A 13,881-nucleotide genomic window follows, 5' to 3' on the forward strand; every position below is an offset into this window, starting at 1 on the left:
TCTCTGGTTATTTTATATACTACATTTGCACAATGGCAGCACCCCAGGTGAAACCGCCACCGACTCCTTCCAACAATACTTTATGCCCTGCTTTCACCCTGCCATCCCGCACTGCCTGGTCGAGTGCCAGAGGAATTGACGCAGCGGAGGTATTTCCGTGCTGATCGACTGTCACCACCAGCTTTTCCATAGGGAGATGCATTTTTTTGGCCGTACTTTGCATAATGCGGATATTCGCCTGATGCGGAATCATCCAGTCAATGTCTGATGCCTGCAACCCCGCAAGTGACAAAGCCTCGTTCGCCACTTTCTCCAGCACTGAAACAGCCAGTTTAAACACGGCCTGACCGTCCATATGCAAATAGGCGTTACCCGCAATTGCCCCATCCTGAACATTCCCGGGAACGCACAGAATATCGGCATGACTTCCATCTGCATGCAATTTGGTGGCCAGTACGCCCGGAGTTTCGGAACGGGTCATCACCACAGCACCAGCGCCATCACCAAATAACACGCATGTGGTACGGTCTTTGAAATTGAGAATGCGCGAAAAAACCTCAGCGCCAATCACCAGCGCATTTTTGTGCGTGCCGCCTTTAATCATGCTGTCCGCCACAGCCATGGCGTACATGAAGCCACTGCACACAGCCTGCACATCCATAGCCGCCGCACCATTGGTAATACCCAGTTTATTCTGAACGACGCAAGCCGTGCTGGGAAAACCGCCGATAAAATCCGGCGTTGATGTCGCAAGAATAATCAAATCGATATCATTCGCCTGCATTCCGGCTGCCTGCAAGGCCTGCTGGGCAGCCTGAACGCCAAGGTCACTGGAATTCACGCCGGAGTCAGCATAGTGGCGATAAGAAATACCGCTGCGACTGACAATCCACTCATCGGATGTTTCAACACCGTTTGCTGCGAGCTGGTCAGCGAGCTCCTGATTGCTGACTTTTCTGGATGGCAGATAACTGCCTGTACCTATAATTTTGCTGAAGATTGTCATGCAGTTTTTTGTACCGGAAGATCGTTATTATCAGACGAAACCGGGTCTGCCACAGGCATGAGTTTCGCCATCGAAGTTGAAATGCGCGCCAGAACATCATTTTTTGCGGCATCAAATGCCCGCTGTATCGCCCATTCATAACTGTATTTATCTGCGCTGCCGTGGCTCTTAAATACCAGACCGCGCAAGCCTAACAGGCTGCCGCCATTATAATTCGACGGATTCATAGTCCGGGAAATCGATTTCAGGGCACCGCGCGCAATCACCGCACCGAGAATATTCAGGAAATTACTCTTGAAAGACTTAGTCAGCGTCATTTTTACAAAACGCCCCAAACCCTCAACCGCCTTCAATGTCACGTTGCCGACAAAACCATCACAAACAACAATATCCGTCGTGCCCTTGAAAATATCATCGCCTTCGACGTTGCCATAGAAATTCAACAAACCCCGCTCATGATCCTCACGCAGCAACTGAGCCGTTTTTTTCACGACATCATTACCTTTGATATCTTCTTCCCCGACATTCAGCAAACCAATTGTTGGACGCTCCTTACCCTCCAACGCGGACACAAGCGCAGATCCCATGATCGCAAATTGATGCAGATGCACCGGCTCGCAATCGACGTTCGCCCCTAGGTCCAGCATGTACGTAGGCAAATTTTTCTGGTTGGGCAACATACTGCAAATTGCAGGTCGATCCACCCCCTGCATCGTTTTCAGCACATAGCGGGAAACCGCCATCAAAGCACCGGTATTCCCCGCTGAAACGCAGGCTTGCGCCATTCCCTCTTTCACCTGAGTCACCGCAACACGCATGGAAGAGTCTTTTTTGCGCCGCAAAGCAACCTCAATCGGGTCGTGCATTTCAATGACTTCGCTGGCATGAATGATTTTCAGGCGGGGATGCTGTGTGGCATGCAGTTTTTTCAGTTCAGACTGGATGTCAGCCTCAAGACCCACCAGAAGAAACTCAACGTCTGGTTCGCGGTTTGCAAATGCCACTGCTGCCGCTACGGTAACTGCCGGTCCGTGATCACCGCCCATGCAGTCTATGGAAATTTTTATTGTCATGTAGTGTTGCGAAACTTCAATCCGAAACGGCTAGTGTATCAAACTGAAGCGCCATTTCGACCATTTTCATTTCTGCGGGAAAATAGTGAATCAAAAAAACGAGGAAATTTTGCCTGCCCAGCCATTCTCCGCATGCAATTCAGGAAAACGCACTATCGCTACAGGCGAAAAAAAGCGGCGCCAAGTACGAGACTCGTCACGCCGCTTTTTTAAAATCAGGAACGAATTATTCGTCGTTCTTGGTTTTCAATACTTTACGACCACGGTAAAAGCCATTTGGGCTGATGTGGTGACGCAGATGCGTTTCACCTGTTGTTGGCTCGATACCCAACTGTGGTGCAGTCAGGAAATCGTGGGAACGGTGCATACCACGCTTGGATGGGGACTTTTTATTTTGCTGAACTGCCATGATAACTCCTAATACTTCAAAAAATGTTTCTAAAAATTTACACACCTGGCTAAAGAATGCACACACCGGAATGCGAACATCGCCAACCAAGAATCCCTAACAATACTTCGACCTGAGTGTTTTTTCAGAATAATGCCACTAGGTACGCCCACTTATTTTCTTCAGCACGGCAAAAGGTGATTCTTTTTTGCCGCTTCCTGCGTCAACCCCTGCAGTAGAATTTGCTGAAGCCAATGATACATCCGGGCATACTGCATGTTTGGGCGATTGGGGTATTGCCAGCAGCACCTCATCCTCAATCAAATCCATGATATTGAATGCTTTACTGCCTACTACAACATCAATCTCGTCATCTTCAAGCAATGCCTCAATTTCATCGGCATTTTCTTCGCTTCTGGCGAGGATCAATACTGACTCTGAATTCAGATCCAGTGCAAACGGATGCAGACAACGCTGGCACATCAGATTGACGGAGCCAGTCACATTCAGCTCCAGCCTGGCATGCCCTAAGCCATCCACTCCTCCGGATAAAGACCATTCCAACACACTGTTCGTGTCAGCACACTCTCGAGAAAGCCGGGGCAAATCTGCGACAGGTATGCTTCCCGAACGCCGCTCACCGAGCCGGCAAAACGCGAAAGCGTCAATCACAAAAGCTTGCATAGGATATTTGAACCCAGAAAACCTGCGATAATAACAGCATTCACCCTTATTAGTCAAAGGCTTAGCGCACTTTTGGCGCAATTCTCACAAGAAACATGCCAATCAGACACTTCACCTGCTTTATTTCTGAAGATGACACCTCATAAACAACATGCAACAGCGCCATTAATTCTGGCATCAAGCTCTGCTTATCGCCGGGAATTATTATCCCGTTTGCAACTGCCATTTACCTGCCAGAGTCCGGATATTGATGAGACGGCATTATCAGGAGAAACGCCGGATAGCACGGCTTTACGTCTGGCACATCGGAAGGCTCAGGCCATCGCCCAGCTCTCAGGTCCCGCCCTGATTATCGGCTCCGACCAGGTTGCCACTCTAAATGGCATGCAAATTGGAAAACCGGGAAATCATGAAAATGCGCTTCAGCAATTACAAATGATGCGTGGACAAAAAGTTATTTTTCACACCGCATTATGCCTGCTGGATACCCGGCCTGACAGCAAATACCCTTGTCAGATACAAAATATCCCCACTGCAGTCACTTTTCGCGACCTGAGCGATGCAGAGCTGGATGCCTATCTGCGCATTGAGCAGCCCTACGATTGTGCCGGCAGTGCAAAAAATGAAGGGCTGGGCATCAGCATTTTGTCTGCCATCCACAGCGATGATCCGACTGCGCTGACCGGATTACCGCTGATTGCGCTGACCAGCATGCTGCGCCTGGCAGGCGTCGCCTTCTTTAATTAATACCAATCAGGGGAGTATCCCTATTTTTGGCTCTGTCGTCCTTTCATTTCAAGGACGTTTTAAAATACTCCCCCCAGTATATTTTTAACCGATTTCAATTCACTTTATGACCGGCACACTATTTCTTATTCCAAACACACTGGGACTCAATCAGGACCCGGCGCCAGACCTGTTGACCAGCATTATTCCGGAAACGGTGCAGAGCGTCTCAGCGCAACTGGGTTTTCTGATTGCCGAAAACGCCAAAACCACGCGGGCTTACCTCAAATTTCTCGGACAACGGCATCCGTTGCGACTGCCAATTCAGGAAATACAGATCAGCGAATTGAACATCAACACGCCAGCGCAAGCGCTGGAAGGACTGTTGACTCCCTTAAAGCAAGGGCACGATGCCGGTCTGATTTCCGAAGCAGGCGTACCGGCAGTGGCTGACCCCGGTGCCAATCTGGTTCGTCTGGCACACCAGCACGGAATTCCTGTGCGCCCGCTGGTAGGTCCGTCCTCCCTGCTGCTGGCATTGATGGGCAGCGGTTTAAACGGGCAAAGCTTCGCATTTCATGGTTATCTGCCGACTGATGCCGGCCTGCGCGCCAAGCGCATCAAGGAACTGGAGGAACGTTCCCGCAAAGAAAAACAGACCCAGCTAATGATTGAAACGCCTTACCGCAATACCGCCATGCTGGACGCCCTGGCGAATCATTGTCAGGGAAACAGCCTGATCTGCGTTGCCACTGATCTCACCCTGCATAGCGAATCCATAAAGACAATGACTGCAACCGAATGGAAAAAACGCGTTGCAGCAAACCAGTTACCGGACTTTCATAAAAAACCGACGGTCTTTCTTTTTCTCGCCCAGTAAAAAATCGAACGACCGGTTGATTTTTAGAATTTGCGCTAAGATGCCAGTTCCTCGCCTCACCAAACGGAGACATTCATGCTGAATTTTGATTTTTACAACCCGACCCAGATTCTTTTCGGACAAGGACGCATTGCCGACCTGAATAAAGTGATCCCCGCCAGCGCCAAAGTATTGCTGCTGTACGGTGGCGGCAGCATCAAAACCAACGGTGTATTTGACGAAGTGATGGCAGCGCTGGGAAGCCGCCAGGTAACGGAATTTACCGGTATCGAACCCAATCCAAGTTATGAAACCCTGATGAAAGCCGTCGCACTCATCAAAGAAAGCCAGATTGATTTCCTGCTGGCTGTCGGCGGCGGCTCCGTCATTGACGGCACCAAATTTATTGCCGCAGCCGCTTTATTCGAAGGTAACGATCCGTGGGCAATTCTGGAGAAGCGCGGCACAAACATTACCCAGGCACTGCCCTTCGGCACTGTGCTGACTTTACCGGCCACAGGCTCCGAAATGAATTCCGGTGCGGTGGTGACACGCAAATCCATCAACGCCAAACTGGCATTTTCCAGCCGTCATTGTTTTCCAAAATTTTCAGTCCTTGATCCAGCCAAAACCTACACCCTGCCAGTTCGCCAGATCGGAAACGGTGCGGTCGATGCCTTTGTCCACGTCATGGAACAATATCTGACCTATCCGGTCAATTCTCCGGTACAAGACCGCTTTGCAGAAGGCTTATTGAAAACCCTGATTGAAGAAGGCCCCAAAGCGCTTGCCAATCCTCACGATTACGATGTCCGCGCCAATCTGATGTGGTGCGCAACGATGGCCTTAAACGGGCTCATCGCCACCGGAGTGCCGCAAGACTGGGCCACGCACATGATTGGCCATGAACTGACTGCGCTGCACGGGATTGACCATGCCCAGACACTGGCCATCGTATTACCGAGCATGCTGCGTGTACGGAAGGAAGCCAAACGCGCCAAACTGCTTCAGTTTGCAGAACGTGTCTGGGATTTGCATGAGGGTGATGACGACACACGCATCGACACCGCGATCAGCCGGATGCAGGATTATTTCGAACAAATGGGCGTCAAAACCCGCTTGCGTGATTATGGTCTGAACAGCAGCCACATATCCACCCTGATCTCCGCACTGGAAACACATCGCATGGTTGCACTCGGCGAAAAACGGGATGTCACGCCGGTAATCAGCCAACAGGTATTGGAATTGAGTCTGTAAACTTGCCGCGCCTCGCAACGGTTCGCGACAATCGGGATCAGTGCCGGATTCAATTTAAATCCGGCACTTTTCGACAAATTTTTCCAGAAACAAAAAAAGCCTGACCGTATTCACGTCAGGCCTTTTTATGATCAGGAACACAGAAATACCTTATCTGGCAGCTTGCTGGATGTGGCAATGCATATTCAGAAACCGCAATGCGCCGCTGTAGTTGGTATCCCAGTCATCGAGCAGATAATTGCCGGCCTCTTCAACAAAATGATGCCAGTCTTCCAGCAGCCCCTCCTGTTTTTCATGCGGGGCTGACGTTTTTATCCATTGAGCGGCAAGCTCATGGGAAAACCCCTCAGTCCGGAATTTTTTGACGATGCTTTTGGCCGCTTTTTCCGACAAACTTGTTTTGGGCGCGACACCGGCGGCCATACACAAAAACAGTGTCATGAGCGAATCAACATCGGTTTTACCTTTGGTCAGCCGGGTCCATTCCTTGGAAACCAGCGCATCATATTCGGATGTATCTTCAATCTCATGATCTTTCAGGTAATAACGGTCCTTGAGACTGAATACCAGTTTGTCGAGTGATGCGTTTTTATCGTTCAGCAGCGGCAGATCATGGGTCCGGATCTCTTCTGCGATACGTCGCACAATGGCAATAAATTGTTCAGGGACAAGCGTCAGATCCAGCGCAGCGACGGCTTTATTTCGTTTCACCACGCCCATGCGGCGAACAGACTCAATCAACGTGGCAAACTCCAGCTGATTTTCCAGTACGGCGCCTTCATCGGCAAATATCATTGTCAACAAAGCCGTCCGGACGATTGCCGCCGCTTCGACATCTTCTTCCCGCAAATAACTGCGGGATAATCCGAGCATATCGCCAAACCAGAATCCTGCCTCAATCTCCAGCACATTGGCCTGCCTGTGCGCCAGTGCATTCCGGTAATCTGACGGCGTATCCTTCAACGACCAGACATCCAGAAAATCTTCTACTTTCCCTTTGACATCCTGACCCAGCAACGGATATTCCGGCATCGCAAACAAGGCTTTCAGCAAACCGGAGCCGCCACGGGATAAAGTCAGGAAGGTGTTGTCGCGGATTAATTTGGCAGCCATTTCCAGATCGCCGCCGGAAGTTTCCAGCAGATACAGACTGGCAAGATTGACGATACGCCGGCGCGCCAGTTCAATCTCGGGGCGCAAATATTGACTGCCGAACGCTGCTGCAATCTGCACCATCCCTTTCGGCGCTTCGGTTTCTATCGCGGTGATTTTGCTGCTGGGAATGATGGCCCGCTGCACACCGTAACGCAGCGCCGTTTCAAAGAAAGGGCGATGATCGGTCAGGGCAATATGAAATTGATCGGACATGACGGTTTTCTCTTATGACTCTCAAACTCTGCAACAATAAAAAATGCAGAACACGTAACCGCAGTCTGCATTTTTCCGAAAAGAACCCGGGGCAGTCCAAAGCACAGCAACCGGGTCCAGATGATAATCTGTTTACAGCGCAGACTCTTCCTCATCATCGCCGTCATCGTTATTTTTCGGACGCTCATCTTCTTCCGCGTCGCCTTCGGCGGCAACTTCCTGCTCATCGCTTTGCAGAGTCGCCAGGTAGGCCTGATAGCGTGCCCGCAATTTCATCAGCACTTCACGGAAAATTTCCGGCAATTCATAACGCAGAATATATGTCACCTGCATCCAGTCGTGATCTTCCAGATTGGCCATATCGAGCGGTGATGCAACGCCTTCATGATCGTGGTCGAGATGCATCAGGTCGTCTTCACGGGCCCGGGTTTTCTCGCCGTCGCCATATTCATACAGATCGAAAGTCGCATATTTATAAAAGTGCTCCACCATCTGCGCACGGTCAAGCAGATAGTCAACCAGGGCATCGTAGCCGCCCTCCACTTCTGCGATTTCATACAGAAATTCAGCCGGATCGGCACCGTCGCGGAAAATGACGGAATTGATCATGCCACGCAACTGTTCATGGGTCTGGTCACCGTAGCGACGTTCCAGCACCACTGCCTGGGCAAACTGCTCCGGCGTGACCACCAGGTTCACCAGCGACTCTTTTGAGGCATCATATTCACGGATCACCGCCAGTAAATCTTTAGCGGGCAAATCGTCGAGTGCTGCCACCAGCGCTTTATCGCCGTGGGTCTCGGCGATATTCGCCAGTGCATATTCCGCACCGGAAATGTCGCCAGCCAGAATCAGGTTCTGTGCTTCAATCACTGCAGGTAAAGTCATTCTTTTTATCCTTACTCTTTACGGTCAAAGCCTTGCTCAGCCAGCCAGTCAGCGCCAGCTTCGCCCAGATCGTAGTCATCGCCATCATCACCGTCATCGCGGCCGTGACGGCCATATTGTCCATCCAGATCACCATTTTCGCGGTCGTCGTTTTCCTCGTCCTGCTCGTCAGCATCCTGATCGGCATCGGCGGCCGCACTACCTTTACGGCTCTGTACGCCACGATACAGATACTCCAGAGCAGCTGCCGTCACCAGAAAGCGTTCTCCGGCAGGCTCTGCCAGTACGGTTTTTGCCAGTGGCTCGGCCCAGGGTTCAAGGCGTACAGCGGCAGACAGACTTTTCCATTCCGGCAAGCGTGCTTCCTCTTTGCTCACCAATGCTTCCAGCGCCAGAGGGTTAAGAAAAATAAATCCCTGATGAAATGCCGACGCCAGCATTTCGGGATTGCTCGCCATCATCGGTAACAACAAAGGCAACTGGGATGCCTTCTCGCGCAAGCGCGCCTTCAGCATATTGTTACCTTCGGAATCAGATTTCAAATCTTCAATTTCAGCCCTGTAAACTGACATCAGGTCTTCAAAAAAACGGGACAACTTCACTGCAATACTCCTGATAAATAAGCTTTCCAGATTTCACCGGCGGTTTCAAGCGGTGAATCAAGCAGATTGCGGCGACGGTTTTCATCATAGGCGGCACGCGCCGCATCGTCCGACAATACGTCGTAAGCCTCTTTAACCGCATGGAAATTTTGCGCCGCAAATTCAGAGTCATTCCGGTCAGGATGAAATTCGGCGGCTTTCTGGCGGTAGGCTTTCCTGATTTCCGCCATTGACGCATTCGGCGCAATACCAAGAATCAGGTAATGGTCTTTTGTGTGCATTTTTTCATCATTTTCATCAATATGGGGAGTATGCCCACAATATCGGGCTTTACCTCATATTTTCAAACGTTTTCCTCAAATACTCCGGGGGAGTATTTTTGAGCAAAACGAATGCTTTGCGCATTTCTGGGTATCAGCCGGACTACGCGGCATCAACACAGGGATTCAATGATGGTGGCCGCCAGCACCATGCACATGGCCATGCACCACTTCTTCGTCGCTGGCCTCACGGACATCAAGCACTTCGGTATCAAAACGGATCGTCATACCAGCCAGCGGATGATTGCCATCCAGCGTCACTGTACCGGCATCGATTTTAAGCACACGGAACTGCATGGTTTCCTCGGTATCCGGATCGCGGGTTTCAAACATCATGCCGACTTCAATATCAGGCGGGAAAGCGCTGATATCCTCTTCCCGTACAAAATCCGGTTCAATATCGCCAAAACCTTGTTCCGGCGCCAGCACCACGCTGATTTTATCTCCGGTCTGCTTACCCTCTAATGCAGCTTCTACGGCGGGCAAAATATTATCGTAATCGCCATGCAAATAAACGATAGGGTCCTGGTTGCGGTCAATCACTGCACCGTCCATGTTATACATGACGTAATTCAGACTAACGACGGTATTGGCTTTGATTTGCATGATATTTGAGGGTAAAAGACATTGGAGGATGTCCGGGATGCGTGGCAGGACAGAGGAAAGTCGCCCTCGAACCGGACGGGGCTGTATTGTAACAGAATCACCGGGCCGGAATCACAGCCTGCAAACCGGACAGACGCTGCCCGGCAGCGAATTACCGGGACATCTGCTCTGCCATCGCCGTATGCCATAACGGCCGCCGGTTCAGCGCGCTGGCAATATGCTGGTCACCAAACAGGGCGTCAAAGGTCAGCAAATTCATGCGCTGATCATAAGGCACACACTCCAGCCCGTGCGTGTACTGAACTTTGCCATTCCGGTCTTCCGAATACTCGAAAATCTGGGCCGGCATCAGATGAGACACCCGGTCGATCTGCTGCCAATAGGGTGACACCGGGATACCCGCCGATTTCATGATCTGGGGAGCCATGTCATTGATCTGGAAATGTGGCTCAATCCAGTGAATATTTTTCTGATTACTGATCATCAGGGCCTGCACTGTATGCAGTTTCTTCTGCTCCTGTGGTGTTACCAGGTCATAGTTATCGCTAGAAATCAGCTTTGCATCCACCAGCATGTATAAAGGAATGCTGAGGTGGTCACCAAAAAATACCAGTATCGTCGGGCGCTGCCGGTGGCGGACCGCTGCAGCCAGATACGCCATGCTCTGGTCCGCATCGCGCAAACCGGTGGCATAATTTTCGAGCATCACTTTCATGACCGGATTCGGTGCATTTAAGGCATGAACCGGATTACCGTCATAGCGCCTGGGATCATCATAACCGCCATGGTTTTCCATACTGGCGGCAAAGATGAATTTTGGCTGTTGTGAATGACTGTCGAGCTGTTCCAGAATTTTCTGAGCAAAACTCATGTCACTGATAAACGGCCCTTTTTTTTCCGGTGCAGCAAAGCCTTCCTGATCAATAAAATGATCAATTCCCAATAACGGATACACGTCTTTGCGCTTCCAGAATTTTCCGTCAAACGGATGAATCGCCACGGTGCTGTAACCCAGGGTTTTCAAATAATTGGGAAAGCTGGTAGGCTGATTTTTTGTCAGGTACTGCAGATAAGGAATAGAGCCGATAGGCAGGCTGGCAGTGCGTAATCCGGTCAGCAACTCAAATTCAACATTTGCTGTCCCCCCGCCAAAAGCAGGGCTGACGACTTCCGCACCATGATTCTTCATTTCCTCAGTAAACGCAGGTACCGGATTCTGGTCGAACTGTAATGAGGGAAAGCGGTTCACATCAAAAAAACTTTCGCTGAGCACCACAATCACATCCGGCAATTGCTCTGGTGATGCGGCAACCGGCATTACCAGCCCTGCATCCGGTTCACCCAGCGTCACGGCACTGGCTTTTGCATAATCCGCCGGAGGACGAATCTGCATCAGGTGGGAATTCATCGCCAGCGATAAAGGAAGGAAGTTATCTTTGATATTCTCCCTGGTAGACCAGGAAATATTCATAATCGGATCAACCAGATGCCGGGTATCTTTTAAATGCCGGTTCGGTCCCATTTCCTCCACAACATAAACCAGACCTGCCCAGCTGGTAACACACATGCACAGACAGGTGACCAGATGCGGCCGGGTCAGCGCCGGTTGCTTGTTCCGGGGTGCCAGCACGAGAATCAGCAATGCCAGCACCACTGGCAGCAAAAGCATGAAACGCACCGAAAACAGATATGTATTGGCCAGCGACATCATCTGTCCCAGCATCGCAATATCCCACGGCAGCAAAGGTTCTGAACGATATTTCAGTTTCAGCGCATTGGCGATAATAAATCCGGAATACACGATGCCGAACAAAATCATACTCAGCGTAATTCGTCTCGACACAATCAGCATCAGCGACCAGAAAGCGCTGAGCACCATCCAGTTCAGGAACAGGATACCCAGATTATGGCCCCAGGTATGGTGAGCAAAAGCCGGAAACGGCGACGCAAGCAATACGTGCCAGTCAAGATCCGACTCCAGATAATTACTCAGATAACGGCCAAATATAAAAATCAGCAGTGGAAATAAGATCGTGCTCAGTGTCTTTTGAAAATAAACACAGATACCGGCCACCGCACGGTAAAAATCAGATGAGTTAATCAAGGTGTCGCCAGACATAAATCATTTCGTTAAAAATGGCCGACTCATCAGGAGTCAGCAGGCTGGCTATTTAACGTTTTTCAACCATTCCGGTTAGTAACACCTTGTATAAAATTGTTGGGGTCATCAAGGATATCGATACAAACCTGCACTGCCTCAGGACGGATAAGCAGCGCCTGTTTTTGTTTAAATGATTTTTCTTAATATATTCAATCATTAAAACCTGTCGCCGATTTTCTGAGAAAATATATCTTCTGCAAAATGCTTACGAAGTGAAACAAAAAAAGCCGGACAGTTACACTGAACGGCTTTTTTTGTACAAAATAAAATATCTTATACGCCGATTTTTTCCAGCATAGATCCGATTTCACGCAATGCTGGTTCGAGTTTAGGATGCTGTGCCGCAAATTTGGCAGACAATGCCAGCGACCGTTCACTCAGCGCCGAATACACAGGATCATTCAATGACTGATCAGAACTGAGTACATGGTGAATATCGTGATTCAACTCGGTTAACAGTGATTTCAATTCATCATCCACAGAATTAGCCGATGCCAGTTCGGTATGCAACTTCAGCAGTAATTGTTTCAGCTCTTCGTGTTTCATATTCACTCCCGTTTGTGTGACATCAATCAGTCTAGTTGCTCACGCTGGAAATACCAGCACCACGGCCTCGGCGGCAATCCCCTCTTCACGCCCCAGATACCCCAGTTTTTCGTTAGTTTTTGCTTTGATATTCACTTGTGAAACGTCTACCTGCAAATCGTCCGCCACATGACGCACCATATCCGGTATGTGCGGCGCCATTTTGGGTGCCTGCGCAATGATGGTGGCGTCCAGATTTCCGACCACATACCCTGCCGCATGCAAACGTTGAACCGCCTCCCTGAGCAATACCCGCGAGTCAGCCCCCTTAAAGCGCGGATCCGTATCCGGAAAATGTTTACCGATATCTCCCAGCCCTGCTGCGCCGAACAAGGCATCCGTCATAGCGTGCAGCAAAACATCTGCGTCCGAATGTCCGGCCAGTCCGGTCGCATGCGGAATTGTCACCCCGCCGATAATCAGCTGCCGCCCCGGCACCAGCGCATGACAGTCATAACCTTGCCCTATTCTGAAAGGAAATACTTTATTTTTCATCAAACATTCTCTTTTGTCTTTTGTGTGCGTCCCGACATTTCGGCTTATCGATTTTTACCATGCCGGGTTGAGTGCCCGGATTGTCCGTCCGGTCAACGCATCAGTTTTCCGCTGCAGAAATCCCCATGTATCCTGCAATCAGCGCCAGATCCGAAGGTAAAGTCACCTTCAGATTCCGGGCACTTCCCTCGATTAGTAAAGGAATATGTCCCGCCGATTCGATGGCACTGGACTCATCGGTCACCTGCGCCGCCAGATCGAGCGCATCGCATAGCAGACGGTAGCGGAACATTTGCGGCGTTTGCGCCAGCCATAAGCCATCCCGCGAAACAGTCTGGACTCTGCCGTCAATCACACGCTTGACTGTATCGACGACCGGCATCGCCAGTAAACCGCCAACCGGATGCGCGGCAATCTGGTCAATCATTTTCTGCAGCAGTTCTTTGGTGAGCCCCGGTCTTGCCGCATCATGCACCAGCACCCAGTCATCTTCTTTCAGCACCACCTCCAGATGCGCCAATCCCTGACGGACCGTATCACGCCGTGTAGCACCTCCGCAGCGCAACACAGTCACATTGGCGGCCGGCTGCAACATCGCATCAATCATCGCATCCTCTGCACTGACGATCACGTAAGTATGGCTGATCGCCGGTGAATCGCGGAAGGTATTAACGGTATGTTGCAGAATACTGTCTTTTCCCAACCGTAAATACTGCTTGGGAACATCGCCCCCCATCCTTGCACCGACACCGGCAGCAGGGATCAGCCCCACATAACGCGGCGCTGATGCATTCCCGGATTGTTTCAGTTGTTCAGACATCATGTCAAAAATCGGGAAATCACGCGCCTCAATGGCAACGTTC

16 protein-coding genes are annotated in these 13,881 nt (G+C 50.4%); 3 read left to right on the forward strand and 13 right to left on the reverse strand.

All coding sequences use genetic code 11. The annotated features are described in order from the left end of the window. Nucleotides 1-19: 19 nt before the first annotated feature. The 4 genes from H8K27_RS12365 to H8K27_RS12380 all read right to left on the reverse strand — a co-directional run bounded on the left by H8K27_RS12365 (nt 20) and on the right by H8K27_RS12380 (nt 3,151). Nucleotides 20-1,006, reverse strand: coding sequence for a beta-ketoacyl-ACP synthase III (locus H8K27_RS12365; RefSeq protein WP_186863501.1), 987 nt, complete (start codon nt 1,004-1,006; stop codon nt 20-22). Continuing rightward, on the reverse strand, nt 1,003-2,079 hold the full coding sequence (gene plsX, locus H8K27_RS12370; RefSeq protein ID WP_186863502.1) for a phosphate acyltransferase PlsX: 1,077 nt from the start codon (nt 2,077-2,079) through the stop codon (nt 1,003-1,005). Before plsX ends, H8K27_RS12365 begins: the two co-directional genes overlap by 4 nt. Before the next feature lie 226 nt (nt 2,080-2,305). Then, nucleotides 2,306-2,488 (reverse strand): 50S ribosomal protein L32, encoded by a 183-nt coding sequence (rpmF, locus tag H8K27_RS12375; RefSeq protein ID WP_162018712.1) that lies wholly within the window; start codon nt 2,486-2,488, stop codon nt 2,306-2,308. Nucleotides 2,489-2,626: 138 nt separating this feature from the next. Next, nucleotides 2,627-3,151 carry a YceD family protein gene (locus H8K27_RS12380; RefSeq protein ID WP_186863503.1) on the reverse strand — a complete coding sequence of 175 codons (525 nt, stop codon included), beginning with the start codon at nt 3,149-3,151 and terminating at the stop codon, nt 2,627-2,629. A gap of 132 nt (nt 3,152-3,283) precedes the next feature. On the opposite strand from H8K27_RS12380, the gene H8K27_RS12385 reads away from it, so the two are divergent. The 3 genes from H8K27_RS12385 to H8K27_RS12395 all read left to right on the forward strand — a co-directional run bounded on the left by H8K27_RS12385 (nt 3,284) and on the right by H8K27_RS12395 (nt 5,993). Next, nucleotides 3,284-3,898, forward strand: a complete 615-nt coding sequence (locus tag H8K27_RS12385) for a Maf family nucleotide pyrophosphatase (RefSeq protein ID WP_186863504.1) — start codon at nt 3,284-3,286, stop codon at nt 3,896-3,898. Nucleotides 3,899-4,004: 106 nt separating this feature from the next. Further along, nucleotides 4,005-4,757: an SAM-dependent methyltransferase gene (locus tag H8K27_RS12390; RefSeq protein WP_186863505.1), complete on the forward strand. Its 753-nt coding sequence runs from the start codon at nt 4,005-4,007 to the stop codon at nt 4,755-4,757. Nucleotides 4,758-4,832: 75 nt separating this feature from the next. Then, a complete protein-coding gene (locus tag H8K27_RS12395) occupies nt 4,833-5,993 on the forward strand; it encodes an iron-containing alcohol dehydrogenase (RefSeq protein ID WP_186863506.1) in 1,161 nt (386 codons plus the stop codon). Between the two features lie 150 nt (nt 5,994-6,143). Here the strand turns inward: H8K27_RS12395 and H8K27_RS12400 are convergent, their stop codons facing one another. From H8K27_RS12400 to ispD, 9 genes are all read right to left on the reverse strand, one after another. After that, the gene (locus H8K27_RS12400; protein WP_186863507.1) at nt 6,144-7,361 is read right to left on the reverse strand and encodes a hypothetical protein; all 1,218 of its coding nucleotides are present in this window, start codon (nt 7,359-7,361) and stop codon (nt 6,144-6,146) included. 132 nt (nt 7,362-7,493) lie between these two features. Continuing rightward, nucleotides 7,494-8,249 carry a hypothetical protein gene (locus H8K27_RS12405; protein WP_186863508.1) on the reverse strand — a complete coding sequence of 252 codons (756 nt, stop codon included), beginning with the start codon at nt 8,247-8,249 and terminating at the stop codon, nt 7,494-7,496. Nucleotides 8,250-8,260: 11 nt separating this feature from the next. Continuing rightward, a complete protein-coding gene (locus H8K27_RS12410; RefSeq protein WP_230419273.1) occupies nt 8,261-8,791 on the reverse strand; it encodes a hypothetical protein in 531 nt (176 codons plus the stop codon). Nucleotides 8,792-8,847: 56 nt separating this feature from the next. Further along, nucleotides 8,848-9,132 (reverse strand): DnaJ domain-containing protein, encoded by a 285-nt coding sequence (locus H8K27_RS12415; protein ID WP_186863510.1) that lies wholly within the window; start codon nt 9,130-9,132, stop codon nt 8,848-8,850. Nucleotides 9,133-9,297: 165 nt separating this feature from the next. Further along, nucleotides 9,298-9,777, reverse strand: a complete 480-nt coding sequence (locus H8K27_RS12420; RefSeq protein WP_186863511.1) for an FKBP-type peptidyl-prolyl cis-trans isomerase — start codon at nt 9,775-9,777, stop codon at nt 9,298-9,300. 151 nt (nt 9,778-9,928) lie between these two features. After that, nucleotides 9,929-11,896: an LTA synthase family protein gene (locus H8K27_RS12425; protein WP_186863512.1), complete on the reverse strand. Its 1,968-nt coding sequence runs from the start codon at nt 11,894-11,896 to the stop codon at nt 9,929-9,931. 315 nt (nt 11,897-12,211) lie between these two features. Continuing rightward, nucleotides 12,212-12,484, reverse strand: coding sequence for a DUF4404 family protein (locus H8K27_RS12430; RefSeq protein WP_186863513.1), 273 nt, complete (start codon nt 12,482-12,484; stop codon nt 12,212-12,214). Nucleotides 12,485-12,523: 39 nt separating this feature from the next. Next, a complete protein-coding gene (ispF, locus tag H8K27_RS12435) occupies nt 12,524-13,018 on the reverse strand; it encodes a 2-C-methyl-D-erythritol 2,4-cyclodiphosphate synthase (protein WP_186863514.1) in 495 nt (164 codons plus the stop codon). 100 nt (nt 13,019-13,118) lie between these two features. Next, nucleotides 13,119-13,841: a 2-C-methyl-D-erythritol 4-phosphate cytidylyltransferase gene (gene ispD / locus H8K27_RS12440; protein ID WP_186863515.1), complete on the reverse strand. Its 723-nt coding sequence runs from the start codon at nt 13,839-13,841 to the stop codon at nt 13,119-13,121. Nucleotides 13,842-13,881: the final 40 nt, after the last annotated feature.

The sequence above is a fragment of the Cognatundibacterium griseum genome (assembly GCF_014284195.1).
Lineage (GTDB): Bacteria > Pseudomonadota > Gammaproteobacteria > Burkholderiales > Burkholderiaceae_D > Undibacterium > Undibacterium griseum.